Below are 16,502 nucleotides of genomic sequence, written 5' to 3' on the forward strand. Positions count from 1 at the left end.
TTATTTGTTTAAATTGGCTTTGAAACGGTTTTCTCAATTGAAAGTAATAATTAAGTACAAAAAGTCGTTTGGAGCTTTGTTAAAACAAGGTAATAATGTGAGGTTATATTTTTAGCTTTTTCATTTGAATAACTATGTCGCATATTTCTGTATTACTTCACGAAACTATTGATGCTTTGCTCGCTGAACGCAATACAGGTATTTATATTGATGGTACCTTTGGACGAGGTGGGCATACTCGTTTACTTCTATCAAAATTAGATGAAAATGCACGAGTTTATGCGTTTGACAAAGACCCTCAAGCTTTAGCTGTTGCAGCAGAATTAGAACAAGAAGACCCGCGTTTTAAAATTATTCATGCCAGTTTTGCAGATTTAAAACAAGAACTTGACGAGAGAAATATTGGTCAGGTTGATGGTGTTATGGCTGACTTAGGTGTGTCATCACCACAGCTAGATCAGGCGGAACGTGGTTTCAGTTTTATGAAAGATGGTCCTCTTGATATGCGTATGGATAATTCACAAGGTCCAACTGCAGCACAATGGCTTGTAGATATTGAAGAAGAAGCACTTGCCAATGTAATTTATCAATATGGTGAAGAACGCTATAGTCGCCGTATTGCCAAAGCAATTAAAAATGCAGGTTATATCGACACAACAGCAAAACTTGCTGAAATTGTAAAAGTTGCTCACCCAAAATGGGAAAAAAATAAACATGCTGCAACCCGTACATTCCAAGCTATACGTATTGCTATTAATAAAGAATTAGAAGATATTGAGGTTTTCTTACCACAAGCAGTTGATGTATTAAAAGAAAATGGTCGATTAGCTGTAATTAGCTTCCACTCTTTGGAAGATCGTTTAATTAAACAATTTATTCAACAAGAATCGACTTTGCCGGAAGATACAGGGTGGGGCTTACCGCAGAAGCAAAAAGATACACGTAAATTAAAGAAAATTTCACGTATTCGTGCAAGTGATGAAGAGGTTAAAGCAAATCCTCGTTCGCGTAGTGCATGGTTACGAGTTGCAGAAAAGTTAGCTTTAAAAGGCGAATAATGAAAACAGAAGTTGTTGAAGAAAAAAGCGAAAATTTGCGCCTAAAACGTAGAATTGCTTATGCAGTTCTACTGTTATTGGTTATGGCAAGTGCAATTATGGTTGTACTACAGGTATTTCAATATCGTCATGACTATCGTGAATTGAGTTCTTTTTATCGTGAACGTGATGATTTAAATGCAGAGTGGGGGCGTTTGTTGATTGAACAGCAAACCTTTGGTGCGACTGCACAAATTGGAACACGTGCGGTAACACAACTTCGTATGTATTCTCCACCTGCAACGCAAACTGTTGTAATTTCGATACCGACTTCGACTGAAAATAAAAAATAGGACTGGCTTTCAATGGTAGAACCACGAAAAAGACAAACAGGTAAAAAACAACAGTCGATTACCAGTCGAAATGCAGTTAGTGTTGAAATGTGGCGCTTTTATTTAATGTGGGGCGTTGTTTTATTCTGCTTCATTGCATTAATTGGTCGTGCGTTTTATGTGCAAATTGTAAATCATGATTTTTTGCAAAATAAAGTTAATGCTAAAATTTTAAGAACCGAATCTATTAAAGCAATGCGTGGGGTCATTTACGATCGTCATGGAGTGCCACTTGCGATTAGTACGCCCATTATGAAAGTGGTGATAGATCCACGTGACTACTTTGAAACTAAGAAATTATATGAAGATATTTCAGCAGAGCTAGTAAAAGATCCAGATAATAGAAAACTGAAACGTCAATTGCCAGATAGTAATCTTAATTTAGATGAACTTGCCGATGCAGTTGGAATGGATCGTGCTGAATTACGTAAAAAAATGAATGAACGTCCACGTTCACGTTATTTAGTATTGAAAAAAGAAGTACCACCACAGCAAGTAGATTTAATTTTAAAGCGTGATTTTCAGGGTGTTTACAGTGAAAAATACTATAAACGCTATTATCCGCAACCTCAGCCAAATGCACAAATTATTGGTTTGACCAATAGTGAGGGTGTAGGTGTTGAAGGTTTAGAAATGCAATTGAACTCACGTTTAGCAGGTGTGGATGGTGAGCAACAAGCCATACGTGATAAGCGTGGCAATCGTGTCAAAGATCCTGAAATTGTTAAAGAAGTTGAAGCTGGCGAAAATATTACCCTCAGTATAGATTCACGTCTGCAATATATTATGTACCGTGAGTTAACAGCGGCAGGTGTTGCAAATAATGCACGTTCTGCAACAGCAATTACGGTTGATATTAAGACGGGTGAAATTTTAGCAATGGCAAGTTGGCCATCTTATAATCCAAACGATAAAAAAGGTTTGGGTAATAAAGATGCGATGCGTAACCGCGGTGCAGTAGATTCCTTTGAGCCGGGTTCAACAATGAAACCATTAACGGTTGCTATGGCTTTGGAAAGCGGTAAATTTACAACAAATTCAGTCATTAACACCACACCGGGTTCTATGCGTGTAGGTAATCATACTATTCGTGATACGCATAATTATGGTCCACTTACTTTAGGTGGCATTATTCAAAAGTCATCTAACGTGGGTGTGGCAAAAATTGCACTATCATTGCCATATTCAACATTGCCTACATTTTATAAACGCGTTGGTTTTGGTGAGCGTTCTGCGGTTAAGTTCCCTGGCGAAAGTGCGGGTTTAATTTTGCCGAAAAGCAAATGGAATGTTTCAGAAGTTGCAACGATGGCTTATGGCTATAGTTTAAATGCAACAGTTCTACAGTTAGCAGATGCGTATGCAATGATTGCAAATAAAGGGAAAAAAATGCCTTTGAGTTTATATAAACTTGAAGAGCTCCCGAAAGGCGAGCAAATGATTGACCCTAAAATTGCAGATCAAGTTTTACTTATGATGGAAGCTGTAACTTTACCGGGTGGTACAGCACGTCAAGCTGATATTCCAGGCTATCGTGTAGCAGGTAAAACAGGTACAGCGCATAAGTTAAGAGCAGACCGTAAAGGCTATTCTCAGTCAGATTATCGCGCACTATTTGCTGGTGTTGCGCCTGTCAGTGACCCACGTTTGGCAATGATTGTGGTCGTAGAGAATCCTAAAGGTCAATATTATGGCGGTTTAGTTGCTGCCCCAGTTTTTGCACGAGTAATGCAAGAATCTTTACGTTTAATGAACGTACCCTTAGATAAACCCTTAGATGCTCCCAAAGTTCAGTAAATAGGTGAAGAATGTCAATTACATTTCAAGAACTATATAGCGTAGACCAACCCTCTGAATGGATGACGCAACAATTTCAGGGTTTTAATCTCGATAGTCGCAAAGTGACAACAGGGCAAATATTTATTGCCCTGACTTCGTTTTCACAGCCTGAAAAAACCATAGAATTTGCACAGAAAGCATTAGTAAATGGTGCTTTAGCTATTGTTTCTGAAACTGATCTTGGTTTGGAAAATGCAGTTGTTGTACCAAATGTACGCCATTTAATGGGACAGTGGGAAAAGCAATATTTACTTGCAACGCAACCCGTATCTTTAGCACGTATTATTGCTGTAACTGGTACAAATGGTAAAACAACCATTTCGCGTTTAGTCGCTGAATTATTAATGTTACAAGGCAAAAAATGTGCAGTGATGGGTACAACAGGGAATGGCATTTTGCCAAACTTGGAAGCATCATCGCATACCACATTAGATGCAGTACATTTACAAACTGCATTACATGAATATGCACAGCAAGGCGCAGAATTTGCAGCAATTGAAGCAAGCTCACATGGTTTAGAACAAGGTCGTTTAAATGGTTGTGATATTGAAATTGCAGCGTATAGCAATTTAAGCCGAGACCATTTGGATTATCACGGTACGCTTGAAGCTTATGCTGAAGCGAAATCACGCTTATTTAAATTTGAATCTTTAAAAGTTGCGATTATTAATATTGATGATGAACATGCATCTATTATGATTGCTGCTGCTAAATCAAATCCTGCTAAGCCAAAAATATTAACGTACTCAACAACGCAAGTTGCTAATTATCAAGTTCAAAATATTGAATATAGCTTAAGTGGTGCAAACTTCCAGCTTGTTACAGCGCAAGGCACATTTGACGTAAATAGTCCGTTATTGGGGCATTTTAATGTTGAAAATATCGTGGCGAGTTTAATTTCGGCAGAACAAGCTGGTTTTGCATTGGCAGATTTAATTGCGGCTGCACCACAACTAAAAGGTGCCCCAGGTCGTATGCAAGTGATTCGTGATGATGAGCGTTTATTTGTGGTCGATTATGCACATACTCCTGATGCTTTAATTCAAGTATTACAAACACTCAAACGTCACGTATCGGCTCAGCTTTGGGCGGTATTTGGTTGTGGCGGCGACCGTGATCGTGGTAAGCGTCCACTGATGACGCAAGCGGCAATTGATCATGCTGATGTTGCTTTAATTACCTCAGATAATCCGCGTACTGAAAATCCTGAACAAATTTTTGCTGATATGAAAGCAGGAATTCAGTTCGATCAACATATTGTTCATGAAATTCATGACCGCCGTGAAGCGATTAAATTTGCAGTAAAAAATGCCAAAGATGGCGATATTGTGGTTATTGCGGGTAAAGGACACGAAAACTATCAAGAAATTGATGGTGTTCGTCATTGGTTTGATGATGTTGTTGAAGTTCAGTCTGCAATTGATGCACAACATAATAATTTAGATTCAGCATATCCAGCTCAATAGGAAAGATTATGCATACATCGACAACGAGTACTGTGCCTTTAGAGCCATGGACAGCAAAACAGTTAGAAGAAGCGACTCAAGGTTATTGGCATAATGGCAAAGCACCTCAAGGGGAAATTAAACGGGTATTAACAGACTCGCGTGATGCAGAAAAAGGCGATGCTTTTTTAGCTTTAAAAGGTGAGCGATTTGACGCGCATAACTTTGTCGCGCAAGTGGCGAATAATGGCTGTGAAGTAGCAATTGTGAGTCATCCTATAGATGCAGATATTTGCCAATTAGTTGTTGCAGATACACGTTTGGCATTAGGTCATTTAGGTGCTTATCGTCGTGCGAAAAACTCACAATTAAAAGTGATCGCACTGACGGGTAGTAGTGGTAAAACCACAACTAAAGAAATGCTGGGTAGTATTTTATCTCGCTTAGCACCAACCTTAATTACGCGTGGAAACTTAAATAACGATTTAGGCGTTCCAATGATGTTGTTAGAGCTTCGTGCTGAACATCAATATGCAGTGATGGAATTGGGTGCGAGTCATCAAGGTGAAATTGATTACACTTCAAGTTTAGTTCAGCCACATGTTGCAGGCATTATTAATATTGGGACTGCACATTTAGGTGAGTTTGGTGGACGTGACGGTATTTGCCGTGCCAAATCTGAAATTTATGCACATATTGCTCAAGATGGAACATCTATTGTTCCTGCGGCAGATGATTTTGCAGATGATATTCGTAAAGCAGTACAAACAAAAAACACATTAAGTTTTGGTTTAGGTGGTGATGTTTTTGCCACCGACATCGAATTACATGCGCAATCATCGAGCTTTACTTTAAATACGCCACAAGGTAACAGAACGCTTAATTTACCATTTGCTGGTGAGCATAATGTTCAAAATGCAACGGCTGCTACAGCATTTGCATTATCTATTGGCATTGCTTTAGATGATATTGTACTTGGATTAGAACAGGCGACTGGCGCAAAAGGTCGTTTAAACTTTATTCAGCATAAAAAGCATTTATTCATTGATGACACTTACAATGCAAATCCAACCTCTATGCGCGCTGCGGCTGAAGTTTTAGCACAGCAAGAAGGCGTAAGGGTGATGGTTATTGGTGATATTGGTGAATTAGGCGCAACTGCGGCACAGCAACATTACATGCTGGGTCGAGATTTAGTGTCTACGAAAGGCTTAAATTTTGTGGTGGCAGTCGGGGAATTTGCACCTGCTTCACAAGAAGGCGCGCGTAGTACACAATATGGTAAAAAATTACAGGCATTCTTGACACAAGAGCAAGCTTTGCCATTTTTAATAAGTTTGATCGAAACACATCAACCTCAGACCATGAGTTTCCTATTTAAAGGGTCACGTTATACCCACATGGAAACCTTGATGGCTGACCTGATGGAGAAAATCTAATGCTGTTATGGCTATTTGAACATCTTGCGGGCTATAACAGCTCATTCCAAGTTGTGCGTTATTTAACTTTACGTTCATTGTTGAGCGTATTGACTGCTCTTACTATCGGATTAGTACTTGGTCCAATCATGATTCGTAAGCTTCAAGCTTTGAAATATGGTCAGGCGGTAAGTTCATTTGCTCCAGAAAACCATGCGAAAAAAATGGGTACACCAACAATGGGTGGTGTACTGATTTTACTGTCAATTGGTATTTCTACATTACTTTGGGCAGATTTATCTAACCCTTATGTGTGGATTGTATTGGCTGTAATGGTGATTTTTGGTGCCGTTGGTTGGGCGGATGACTGGATCAAAATTCGTTACAAAGATAATGCTGGCTTACCTGCGAAAAAGAAATTCTTTTGGACATCTGTCGGTTCAATTGGTGCTGGTATTGCGTTATATGTGATTGCAAAACAACAACCAGATGCGAATGTATCGGCAGATATGTTGGATATTCTGATTCCTTTCTTTAAGGAAATTAGTATTCCACTTTCCATGATTCCTCTTGGTATTGGTTTTATTGTCTTTACTTATTTTGTAATTAACGGTGCATCAAATGCAGTGAACTTAACAGATGGTTTAGATGGTCTTGCGATCATGCCAATTGTTCTTGTTGCTGCGGGTTTAGGTGTATTTGCCTACCTATCTGGTGATATTCGTTTTGCGAACTATTTACATATTCCTTATGTGAAATACACATCTGAACTTGTTGTCATTTGTGCGGCAATGATTGGCGCAGGCTTGGCATTTTTATGGTTTAACGCACATCCTGCACAAGTCTTTATGGGCGATGTAGGTGCATTATCTTTAGGTGCAATGTTGGGTACAATTGCGGTGATGGTTCGTCAAGAAATCGTATTTGCTATTATGGCAGGTGTGTTTTTGGTAGAAGCAATATCTGTATTTTTACAAATTGGTTCATTACGAATGCGTAATAAACGCGTATTTCTTATGGCGCCATTACATCATCATTATGAGAAAAAAGGATGGCGTGAAACACAAGTTGTTATTCGCTTCTGGATTATTACAATTATGCTGGTAGTTTTGGGCTTAATGACCTTAAAATTACGTTAAGCAAATTGCATAGAAAAAGTCGGCAATTGCCGGCTTTTTTTATTGTGAAATTTTTGGAGAAAATGATGAATCTACTAATGTGTCCTGTATGTCGAAAGGCGCTGAAGCTTACTGACAGAACTTGGCGCTGTGAGAGTAATCATAGTTATGACATGGCAAAACAAGGCTATGTAAATTTGCATGTTGTACAGCATAAACACAGCAAAAATCCAGGTGATACGCCTGAATCTGTTCAAGCGCGTCGTGCATTTTTAAGTGCAGGCTATTACGCACCATTACAACAAGCAGTGGTTGAAAAGATACGTGAGTTACGCATTGAAAACTTGCTTGATATTGGCTGTGGCGAAGGTTATTACACCAATGCGATGCAAGCCGAAGTGATGCAATGTGTAGGTGTAGATATTGCAAAAAATGCGGTACAAGTTGCTGCGAAGTTAAATAAAGATGTGGCTTGGATTGTTGGTACAGGTGCAACTTTGCCAGTGCTCGATGAGTCTATTGATTTATGTACAAGTTTATTTAGCCCAATTCCAAAAGAAGAAATTTTACGTGTACTCAAAGTAAATGGTTATTTGCTTGTGGTTACTCCTGCAACTGAACATCTTTATGCAATGCGTGAAGCACTTTTTGAAGAAGTAAAACCGCATGATTCACATAAGTTTGTAGAACAGCTTTCAAGTGACTTTGAGCTTGTGGAGGAAGTAGTGGTAGATGCGCCATTTACGTTGCCTCAGCAAGATTTAAAAAATCTAATAGCAATGACACCGTATGCTTACAAAGCAAAAGCTGAACGTCGTGAGGCATTGGAGCAAAAAGAAAGTTTGGAATTAAAAGCGCAATTCCAAATTTATGTGTTTAAGAAAAAATAAGCATTACATGTTTCATTTTGCAAATAAAAAGCCCTCATTTGAGGGCTTTTTATTAAAGAGTGAGTAGTGATTATTGAACTTGGTCAATCAAATTTTCTAGAGCATCTTTTTTCTGATTAGATGGTTTCACTTCAGATTTATTCTGCATCGGAGGTGGTGCTTTTTGAGAAGGTGTAAGCACGGTGTCTGGTAAATCTGAAAAATCTCGATCAGCAGTTGATGGTGCTTCTACAGGTGCTGGACGATATACAGGTCGAGCTAATGGCGGAGTAGAGCGGTCGATAGGTTTTGCAGGTTTGTCCAGTTTTTCATGGACAGTTGTTGCATGCTTGTTATCTAAACGAACCCATGATTCTGGTGTACCTTCTAGGGCTTTAGCCATGAAGTTTGTCCAAATTGGTAAAGCTGCAACACCACCATATTCACGACGTCCTAATGTTGTTGGTTGGTCAAAACCGACCCATGCAATAGAAACCAACTTCCCATTAAATCCAGCAAACCATGCGTCTTTGGCATCGTTTGTTGTTCCTGTTTTACCACCTAAGTCATTACGACCAATACTCAGAGCTGCTCGACCTGTACCATGAACAATGACATCTTGTAGGATGTTTGCCATATCAAATGCAGAGCTGGATTTTAAAATACGCTGTGCTTGGCGATATTGGGTTTTATCTTCAGTAGTTGTGGTCATAGCTTTATCTTTTTGAGTTGCTGCAATAACCTCATCGTCAGGTGTAATCACATCGGCAGAATCTACTGAATCTTCATTAATGCATTCAATACATGCATATTCGGGGTTTGCTTGATAAATGATTTTTCCATAAGCATCTTCAATGCGATTAATGAAATGTGGTTGAATGCGATAACCGCCATTTGCAAAAGTTGCATAGCCTGTTGCCATTTGTACAGGTAATACTTGTGGTGTACCTAAAGCAATAGTGTAGTTGCTCGGGATATGGTCTTCTTGTAAACCAAAGTCCATAAGAAGTTGGCGTGCGCGACTAATTCCTACTTGCTGAAGCAATCTTACCGAAACGGTATTACGAGATAAATATAAGGCACGACGCAGTGGAATAGCCCCTAAATAGCGACCATCTGAATTCTTAGGTGTCCATTTACCAATCGTAATAGGAGAGTCATCTACCATGGTGTAAGGTGTCATACCTTTTTCTAATGCGAGTGCATAAATGAAAGGTTTGATGGTAGAACCCGGTTGACGCCAGCCTTGAATTGCACGGTTAAATGAAGATTGATAGAAGTTATATCCACCGACTATGGCTTCGATTGCACCATTGTTTGGATTGAGTGCAATAAGTTGCCCTTGTACACGCGGAACTTGAATCAGTGACCAAGCTGTTTTATTTTCATTTGGTCGGAGGCGGATAATATCATTCACTTTAACAATTTGTGATGCTTTGGTAGGTGCTGCCCCCACTGCATTTGCATTGATATAAGGGCGAGCCCAAGACATACCAGCCCAATTTACAGTAACGGTTTTACCATCTTGCATAAGTGCTTCAAAGCTAGAACTATGTACTGCTATTACTTTTGCTGGATAAGTATTAGCAAATATAGAAAAATTTTTAAGAGGCTTATCGTATGCTTCTGCACCACGCCAACCATGACGACGGTCATATGCTTCTAGACCTTCTTGAACGGATTGTTCTGCATAAGCCTGACGTTTGCTATCAATAGTTGTGTAAACTTTATAACCTGAATCAATTGCTTGTTCACCAAACTTTTCAACTAATTCTGAGCGAACTAATTCTCCAACATAGGGAAATCGATTGCTGATACCACGGTCGGGCATATTCAGATTAATCGGTTCAGCTGTAGCAACTTGATATTCATGTTGATTGATATAACCAAGTTGAAGCATTCGGCCTAAAATCCAATTTCGACGTTCAAGAGCTCTTTCGGGATTGGCAACAGGGTTGTATTTAGAGGGTGCTTTGGGTAAACCTGCAATCATTGCCATTTCGGCAATTGAAAGCTCATTAACACTCTTGTCATAATAAATTTTAGCGGCTGCCGCAATGCCGTATGCATTTTTACCTAGAAAAATTTTGTTTACATAGAGCGTTAAAATTTCTTCTTTCGTTAAATTTTGTTCGATTTTTCTTGCTAAGAAGACTTCGGTCAGCTTTCTTTTGATTGTTCTTTCTGGGCTTAAGTAATAGTTTTTTGCCACTTGCATTGTGATGGTCGAACCACCAGTTTGTACATTTGATCCTGTAACAGCCTCACTAACGGCTCGCCCTAAGCCCTTGAAACTAATACCACTGTGCTCAAAAAAAGATGAGTCTTCTGCTGCAAGAAACGCATAAGTAAATTTTTTAGGAATTTGATCATATTCCATTGGAATAGAAAGTTTGCCACCATATTCTGCAATTAACTCATTATCGGCACTAAAAACCTGTAAAGGCTTGAGAAGTGGAGCTTTTTGTAAGCTAGACATTTCAGGTAGTGACGGTGCGATATATAGATACATACCGTAAAATCCCATAGGGATTACAGCTAAAATGATAGTAATTAACAAAAAAAATGGATGAACACGACCCGAACAAGATAGCTTTTTCATAACAAGTGAGTTTTAATAAGGGCTAATGGCAAACTAATTGATAGTCAGTATATCCTTTAAGGATGTCGATTGTTAGATGAGTTATTGTATACCTTAATAATAATAGAACATCATCGATTAGTAGCTTATTTTTTTTGGGGAAGAAAAATAATAGGAATTGACTATAGTGCGCAGTCTATATAGTAAGCAGAGTAAGGGGTTAATAGGCGTAGATATTAGTTCTACTTCTGTTAAATTGCTGGAACTTTCTGTAAAAAATGGTCGATATTGGGTGGAAAATTACGCCTTAGTACCATTACCAGAAGGTAGTGTTGTTGAAAAAAATATTCTCAATCCAGAAGCTGTTGGCGATGCCATTGAAAAAGCTTTGAGTATTTCTAATATTCGAATTGACAATGTTGCGCTCGCAATTCCTACATCTATGGTAATTACCAAAGTCATTGAAATGGATGCGGATATGACGAGTGATGAACGGGAAGTTCAAATTCGTATGGATGCAGAGCAATATATTCCATTCCCATTGGATGAAGTAAGTCTAGATTTTGAAGTCTTATCAGATCGTTTATCTAACCCAAATCGTGTGAATGTATTACTCGTTGCGACACGTGTTGAAAATGTGGAAATGCGTTGTGAGGCAATTGAATTAGCTGGTTTAACACCTAAAATTGCCGATGTTGAAAACTTTGCTATTGAAAATGCATTTAAAGTTTTTGCTGATACTTTACCAATGGGTGCAAATACGATTGGTATTTTAGATATTGGTCACACCATGACTACATTGTCTGTATTGCAAGATAATAAAATTATTTATAACCGCGAACAGGTGTTTGGCGGTAAACAGTTAACACAAGAAATTCAAAACCGTTATGGGTTGTCGTATGAAGAGGCAGGGCGAGCGAAAAAAACGCGTACTTTACCTGATGATTACGATACAGAGGTTTTAGAGCCATTTTTAGATGCTGTAATTCAACAGGCAGCTCGTTCATTACAGTTCTTTTTCTCATCTTCTCAATTCAATGAAATTGACCATATTTTGTTGGCTGGCGGAAATGCAAATATTCCAGGCTTAGCAAAGGTTTTACAACAAAAACTAGGTTATCGCGTGACGACAGCAAATCCATTTTTACAGATGGGTTTTTCACCACAAATCGATATTAAAAAAATTGAAAGTGATGCGCCATCGTTATTAGTTGCATGCGGATTAGCATTGAGGAGTTTTGATTAATGGCAAAGATTAATTTACTCCCTTGGCGCGAAGAGCTGAGAGAAAAAAGAAAGAAACAATTTGTTGCTGCAAGTGCTGTAGTTGCATTGTTGGGCGTATTACTTGTTGGGATTACATGGTTTTTCTATGACCAAAAATTAAGTGATCAAGAGCAAGCTAATCAACTTATTGTTAGTACGAATCAAAATTTAGATCAGCAACTTAAATCTTTAGAAGGTTTGCAAGAAAAGCGTAATCAAATTATTGAACGTATGCAGCTAATTCAAGGCTTACAAAGTCAAAGACCCATTGCAGTCCGCTTGATTGATGAATTGGTACGTGTAACACCAGAAAATGTTTATATCACTCGTTTTACACGAGCAGGGAATAAATTTACGTTTGAAGGTAGAGCTGAAAGCCCAAATGCTGTAGCTGAGTTTTTGAGAAATTTAGAAGCATCCTCTTGGTATAGAAATGCGTTTATGAATTCATTTCTTGCAGGTCCAGAGCCAGCTCAAGGTCAAAAATCTTTAGTACCACGCCCAGAAGCTAGTTATGGAACATTTGTGGTGACAGCAGACTTAGATGAACCATCTATTCAAGCTGTTGCAGCAGAGCAGCCAGCAGTAGTTGTAGAAGAACAAGTTGTTGAAGTTTCAGCTTCGGAGGTCGTGCAATGAGTATAAATGACTTTGATGATATGACTGAAGAAGTGCCAGTTGCGAAAAAGAAAAAATTTGATTTTCAAAAATTTATGCAACAGTGGAATACATTGGATGCAAATAACTATGGTGGTTGGCCAGTTTCGGTAAAAGTTACCGTTTGGATTTTTGTTTTGGTGGGGATCATGTTCTTAGGTTATATGTTGTTGTTAAAACCTAAGATGGATGAGATTTCTAATGCAAATGCACAAGAGCAAAACTTGTTAAATGAGTTTAGAGCGAAAGATTCCACGCTTCGAAACTTACAAGCGTATCAGCGCCAATTACAAGAAATGGAAGCAAACTTTAATCAGCAATTAGAGCAACTTCCGAAAGAAACTGAAATTCCTGGTTTGGTTGAAGACATTAACGTAACAGGGGTAAATTCAGGGCTGAAGTTTAGAAATATTCGTTTAGAACCAGAAGTTGCACAAGAATTTTTCATTGAGCAGCCTATTTCTATGGAAGCTGTAGGTGATTATCATTCTTTTGGTGCATTTTCGAGCAGTATTGCAGCATTACCACGAATTGTAACATTGCATGATTTTACGCTGACAGCTGGTCCAAATACAGAAAAGAGAACAGATATACCTCAAATTACATATAACGTAAAAGCCAAGACTTATCGTTATGTGGGTAATGCAGAAGGAGCACAATAATGAAGATTAAAACATTAATGCTTCTTTGCTTTGCTACAGCAACACTTGTAGCTTGTGATTCTAGAATTGATGAGGTTAACTTACAAATGGCTGAAATTCGAAGTCAGCCACCGTTACCTATTGAGCCGACCCCTAATTTTGATCCTGCTCCAGTGTTTAATTATTCAGCTTTGCAACTACGTAGTCCATTTATACAGAGTTCTTTGGCGGCAGAGTTAAAACTTATGGCTGGTAAGCGAGTATATCCAAACTTATCACGTCAACCACAACCGTTAGAAAGTTATCCGCTTGAATCTTTAAGCCTGAAAGGAAGTCTTAAAAATAATGCAGGACAGATTATTGCATTAATTCAAACACCAGATGGGGAAGTAGATCGTGTGCAAGTCGGTAGCTATATGGGGACAAGCTACGGGCGTGTAGTGAAAATTACACCCACACAAATCGACTTAATTGAAATTATTCCAGATGGTCGTGATGGATATGTCGAACGTCCAAGAAGTCTGATTTTAATTGGGCTTACGCCATAAGTTAAGGAATAAAAATGAAGAATAGTATAAAAGATTTTATATTTGGGGATGGTCATACAATGAACAACTTGTTCCGTCAATTTTCTATGGGGGCAGTTGCTTTTGCCATAGTACAAGCTGCAAATGCTCAATTAAGTATTACAAACATTGTCCCAATGGAAGTACCTGGTCAGGGGACTGAAATACGTGTGATGTTTAATGGAATTCCTTCGCAACCAGCGGCTTATCAGTTGGAACAGCCGTCACGCTTAATTCTAGATTTTGACAAAACACAACAAAAGCTACAGCAAAAAACCATTCCTGTTACATCAAAAGAAGCCAGTTCTGTAGATGTGGCTTCAGATGCTGAGCGTTCACGTTTAACTGTAAATTTAGCAAATTCAGGCGCATTCACAACACGTGTTGAAGGCAATACATTCATATTAAAAATTAACTCAGCAAATGCGGTTGCTAAACCTGTACCTGCACCAATACGAAACCAAATTGCAAAAGGTGTTTCAAATATTTCTTTTCAACGTGGTGCGGATGGTGATGGGCAAGTTATTGTTGATTTGCTTGGAAAAGATACCCCTGTTGATGTTCAGCAAAATGGTAGCAAAATTATTGTTCGTACCATTGGTAATAAAATCCCAGTAAATTTAACACGTCGTTTAAATGTGAATGATTTTGCAACTCCTGTATCAACCATTGATTCACATAATGATGGAGCAAATGGTGTAATCACTATTCAGGCGACTGGTGGCTATGAATACATGGCTTATCAAGCTGAAAATAAGCTCACAATTACGTTAAAGCGTCCAACTGAAAAAAATGTTTTAAAACCACGTTCAGCAACAAGCTATACAGGTCAAAAGCTTTCTTTAGACTTCCAAGATATTGAGGTTCGTCGAGTTCTTCAACTTTTAGCAGACTTTACCAATATGAACATGGTTGCTGCTGATAGTGTAGGGGGAAGTATCTCATTACGCTTAAAAGATGTGCCGTGGGATCAAGCTTTAGACATTATTTTAAAAGCAAAAAATTTAGATAAACGCCGTACTGGCAATGTGATTTGGATTGCACCAGTAACAGAGTTATCTAAGGCTGATGCTGAAGAAGTAAAAATGCTTGAGCAACAAGTTAAACTAGCACCAATTCAAACAGAATATATTCAATTGAATTATGCAAAAGTTGAAGATATTGCCTCATTAATCACCTCAAATAAATCTGCAGGTGGAGCAAGTGAGAAAGGTGAAAGTCTTCTGAGTAGTCGAGGTTCTATTTCTGTCGATAAACGAACCAATACACTGATTGTGAATGATACCGAGCAATTTATTCAAAAAGTGAAAAAAATGATCGACTTGCTTGATGTAGCCGTTAAGCAAGTCATGATTGAAGCAAGAATTGTAACTGCAGATACAAGTTTTGCTCGAGAGTTGGGTATTAATTGGAATCTTGATAGAAATAATCCATCTCTTGCTGATGGACCAAATGGTTCTACGGTTTGGGGTGGGGATTTTTCTCCGAAATTTGATTTGGGCGTGAATTTAGGAACAGCAACATCAGGTACTTTTAATTTTGGTTTACTTAAAATCTCAGATTACATGCTGAATTTAGAGTTAACGGCAATGCAGGCCGATGGACATGGTGAAGTACTTTCTGCACCAAAAGTTTTGACAGGTGATAAGCAAAAGGCTTACATTCTCCGTGGTGATCAGCTTCCATACCAAACATGGAGTGCTGATACAGGTGTAACAACAAACTTTGTTGCTGCTAATCTTAAATTGGAAGTTACGCCAAGTATTACCCCTGACGGTAAAGTTCAGATGTCTTTAAAAATTCAAAAGGATACTGTGGGTGAGTTAACTACAGCAGGCTATGCGATTAAGAAGAATGAACTTGAAACCAATGTGTTGATTGATGATGGCGAAACGGTTGTACTTGGTGGTATTTTTGATGATGCGAAAAGTAACACCTATAAAAAAGTGCCATTCTTAGGTGATATTCCATTTGTAGGGAATTTATTTAAGAATAATGTCAAATCAAATCTTCAATCTGAGCTATTGATTTTTGTTACACCACGAATTGTTAATGACAGTGTTTCAAGAAATCATTAATATATTTTCAATTTAAACAAAATTAAAAGGTGACTCCTTGCTAAGCAAAGAGTTTGGGTCTCTACCAAATATATATTTGGTAGGGCCGATGGGGGCAGGAAAAACAACCGTTGGACGACACCTCGCAGAGTTGTTAGGTCGTGAGTTTCTAGATAGCGATCATGAGATTGAGCGAAAAACAGGTGCGACGATTCCTTGGATCTTTGAAAAAGAAGGTGAAATAGGATTCAGAAGTCGAGAAACAACGGTTATTGATGAGTTAACAAATCGACAAAACCTTGTTTTAGCAACAGGTGGTGGTGCTGTGACTCAAGCCCCTAATCGTAAATTTTTAAAACAGCGTGGTATCGTTGTTTATTTATATACGCCTGTTGAAATTCAGCTTCAACGGACTTATCGCGATAAAAATCGTCCTCTACTGCAAGTCGAAAATCCTGAACGTAAGTTACGAGATCTTTTGGCTATCCGCGACCCTTTGTATAGAGATGTTGCTCATTATATTATTGAAACAAACCAAGGTGCAGCGCGAGATTTAGCGCATAGTATCTTGAATTTAGTTGTTTCTAACGAATTACTTTAAGTTGTTAAGCGGTCT

Annotated in this window: 14 protein-coding genes; 13 read left to right on the top strand and 1 reads right to left on the bottom strand. The window is 38.4% G+C overall.

Going from position 1 to position 16,502, the window contains the following annotated elements; translation table 11 throughout:
- Nucleotides 1-134: 134 nt before the first annotated feature.
- From rsmH to AC5YDH_RS04995, 7 genes are all read left to right on the top strand, one after another.
- Nucleotides 135-1,058 (top strand): 16S rRNA (cytosine(1402)-N(4))-methyltransferase RsmH, encoded by a 924-nt coding sequence (gene rsmH, locus AC5YDH_RS04965; RefSeq protein WP_496117306.1) that lies wholly within the window; start codon nucleotides 135-137, stop codon nucleotides 1,056-1,058.
- Entirely contained in the window at nucleotides 1,058-1,390 is a 333-nt protein-coding gene (ftsL, locus tag AC5YDH_RS04970; protein ID WP_496117308.1) for a cell division protein FtsL, read from the top strand. Before rsmH ends, ftsL begins: the two co-directional genes overlap by 1 nt.
- Nucleotides 1,391-1,402: 12 nt before the next feature.
- Nucleotides 1,403-3,226: a penicillin-binding protein PBP3 gene (ftsI, locus tag AC5YDH_RS04975; RefSeq protein WP_496117310.1), complete on the top strand. Its 1,824-nt coding sequence runs from the start codon at nucleotides 1,403-1,405 to the stop codon at nucleotides 3,224-3,226.
- Nucleotides 3,227-3,237: 11 nt separating this feature from the next.
- Nucleotides 3,238-4,734 (top strand): UDP-N-acetylmuramoyl-L-alanyl-D-glutamate--2,6-diaminopimelate ligase, encoded by a 1,497-nt coding sequence (locus AC5YDH_RS04980; RefSeq protein ID WP_496117311.1) that lies wholly within the window; start codon nucleotides 3,238-3,240, stop codon nucleotides 4,732-4,734.
- Nucleotides 4,735-4,742: 8 nt separating this feature from the next.
- The gene (locus tag AC5YDH_RS04985) at nucleotides 4,743-6,152 is read left to right on the top strand and encodes a UDP-N-acetylmuramoyl-tripeptide--D-alanyl-D-alanine ligase (RefSeq protein WP_496117313.1); all 1,410 of its coding nucleotides are present in this window, start codon (nucleotides 4,743-4,745) and stop codon (nucleotides 6,150-6,152) included.
- Entirely contained in the window at nucleotides 6,152-7,270 is a 1,119-nt protein-coding gene (gene mraY / locus AC5YDH_RS04990; RefSeq protein WP_496117315.1) for a phospho-N-acetylmuramoyl-pentapeptide-transferase, read from the top strand. The genes AC5YDH_RS04985 and mraY overlap by 1 nt, the downstream gene beginning before the upstream one ends.
- Nucleotides 7,271-7,335: 65 nt before the next feature.
- Nucleotides 7,336-8,139: a putative RNA methyltransferase gene (locus tag AC5YDH_RS04995; RefSeq protein WP_496117317.1), complete on the top strand. Its 804-nt coding sequence runs from the start codon at nucleotides 7,336-7,338 to the stop codon at nucleotides 8,137-8,139.
- A 70-nt stretch (nucleotides 8,140-8,209) separates the two neighbouring features.
- Here AC5YDH_RS04995 and ponA read toward each other — a convergent pair whose 3' ends face one another.
- Nucleotides 8,210-10,720, bottom strand: a complete 2,511-nt coding sequence (ponA, locus tag AC5YDH_RS05000) for a penicillin-binding protein PBP1a (protein ID WP_496117318.1) — start codon at nucleotides 10,718-10,720, stop codon at nucleotides 8,210-8,212.
- A gap of 166 nt (nucleotides 10,721-10,886) precedes the next feature.
- Here ponA and AC5YDH_RS05005 point away from each other — a divergent pair, with 166 nt between their 5' ends.
- Genes AC5YDH_RS05005 through aroK form a run of 6 tightly spaced genes read left to right on the top strand, consistent with a single transcriptional unit; the run spans nucleotide 10,887 to nucleotide 16,487 of the window.
- Complete coding sequence (locus AC5YDH_RS05005) at nucleotides 10,887-11,945, top strand: pilus assembly protein PilM (protein ID WP_496117320.1); 1,059 nt, start codon at nucleotides 10,887-10,889, stop codon at nucleotides 11,943-11,945.
- Nucleotides 11,945-12,604: a PilN domain-containing protein gene (locus tag AC5YDH_RS05010; RefSeq protein WP_496117322.1), complete on the top strand. Its 660-nt coding sequence runs from the start codon at nucleotides 11,945-11,947 to the stop codon at nucleotides 12,602-12,604. The genes AC5YDH_RS05005 and AC5YDH_RS05010 overlap by 1 nt, the downstream gene beginning before the upstream one ends.
- Nucleotides 12,601-13,284, top strand: a complete 684-nt coding sequence (locus AC5YDH_RS05015) for a type IV pilus inner membrane component PilO (RefSeq protein WP_496117323.1) — start codon at nucleotides 12,601-12,603, stop codon at nucleotides 13,282-13,284. Before AC5YDH_RS05010 ends, AC5YDH_RS05015 begins: the two co-directional genes overlap by 4 nt.
- Nucleotides 13,284-13,811 carry a pilus assembly protein PilP gene (locus tag AC5YDH_RS05020; protein WP_496117324.1) on the top strand — a complete coding sequence of 176 codons (528 nt, stop codon included), beginning with the start codon at nucleotides 13,284-13,286 and terminating at the stop codon, nucleotides 13,809-13,811. The genes AC5YDH_RS05015 and AC5YDH_RS05020 overlap by 1 nt, the downstream gene beginning before the upstream one ends.
- Before the next feature lie 14 nt (nucleotides 13,812-13,825).
- Nucleotides 13,826-15,907, top strand: coding sequence for a type IV pilus secretin PilQ (locus AC5YDH_RS05025; RefSeq protein ID WP_496117325.1), 2,082 nt, complete (start codon nucleotides 13,826-13,828; stop codon nucleotides 15,905-15,907).
- 37 nt (nucleotides 15,908-15,944) lie between these two features.
- Nucleotides 15,945-16,487: a shikimate kinase AroK gene (gene aroK, locus AC5YDH_RS05030; RefSeq protein ID WP_496117326.1), complete on the top strand. Its 543-nt coding sequence runs from the start codon at nucleotides 15,945-15,947 to the stop codon at nucleotides 16,485-16,487.
- Nucleotides 16,488-16,502: the final 15 nt, after the last annotated feature.

It is taken from the genome of Acinetobacter sp. FY683 (genome assembly GCF_059515885.1).

What these genes read in the sequence shown, in the direction of transcription:
- rsmH (WP_496117306.1), top strand. Translation starts at nt 135, where the DNA reads ATGTCGCATATTTCTGTATTACTTCACGAAACTATTGATGCTTTGCTC.
- ftsI (WP_496117310.1), top strand. Translation starts at nt 1,403, where the DNA reads ATGGTAGAACCACGAAAAAGACAAACAGGTAAAAAACAACAGTCGATT.
- AC5YDH_RS05015 (WP_496117323.1), top strand. Translation starts at nt 12,601, where the DNA reads ATGAGTATAAATGACTTTGATGATATGACTGAAGAAGTGCCAGTTGCG.
- AC5YDH_RS04995 (WP_496117317.1), top strand. Translation starts at nt 7,336, where the DNA reads ATGAATCTACTAATGTGTCCTGTATGTCGAAAGGCGCTGAAGCTTACT.
- mraY (WP_496117315.1), top strand. Translation starts at nt 6,152, where the DNA reads ATGCTGTTATGGCTATTTGAACATCTTGCGGGCTATAACAGCTCATTC.
- ftsL (WP_496117308.1), top strand. Translation starts at nt 1,058, where the DNA reads ATGAAAACAGAAGTTGTTGAAGAAAAAAGCGAAAATTTGCGCCTAAAA.
- AC5YDH_RS04980 (WP_496117311.1), top strand. Translation starts at nt 3,238, where the DNA reads ATGTCAATTACATTTCAAGAACTATATAGCGTAGACCAACCCTCTGAA.
- AC5YDH_RS04985 (WP_496117313.1), top strand. Translation starts at nt 4,743, where the DNA reads ATGCATACATCGACAACGAGTACTGTGCCTTTAGAGCCATGGACAGCA.
- AC5YDH_RS05025 (WP_496117325.1), top strand. Translation starts at nt 13,826, where the DNA reads ATGAAGAATAGTATAAAAGATTTTATATTTGGGGATGGTCATACAATG.
- AC5YDH_RS05020 (WP_496117324.1), top strand. Translation starts at nt 13,284, where the DNA reads ATGAAGATTAAAACATTAATGCTTCTTTGCTTTGCTACAGCAACACTT.
- AC5YDH_RS05010 (WP_496117322.1), top strand. Translation starts at nt 11,945, where the DNA reads ATGGCAAAGATTAATTTACTCCCTTGGCGCGAAGAGCTGAGAGAAAAA.
- ponA (WP_496117318.1), bottom strand. Translation starts at nt 10,720, where the DNA reads ATGAAAAAGCTATCTTGTTCGGGTCGTGTTCATCCATTTTTTTTGTTA.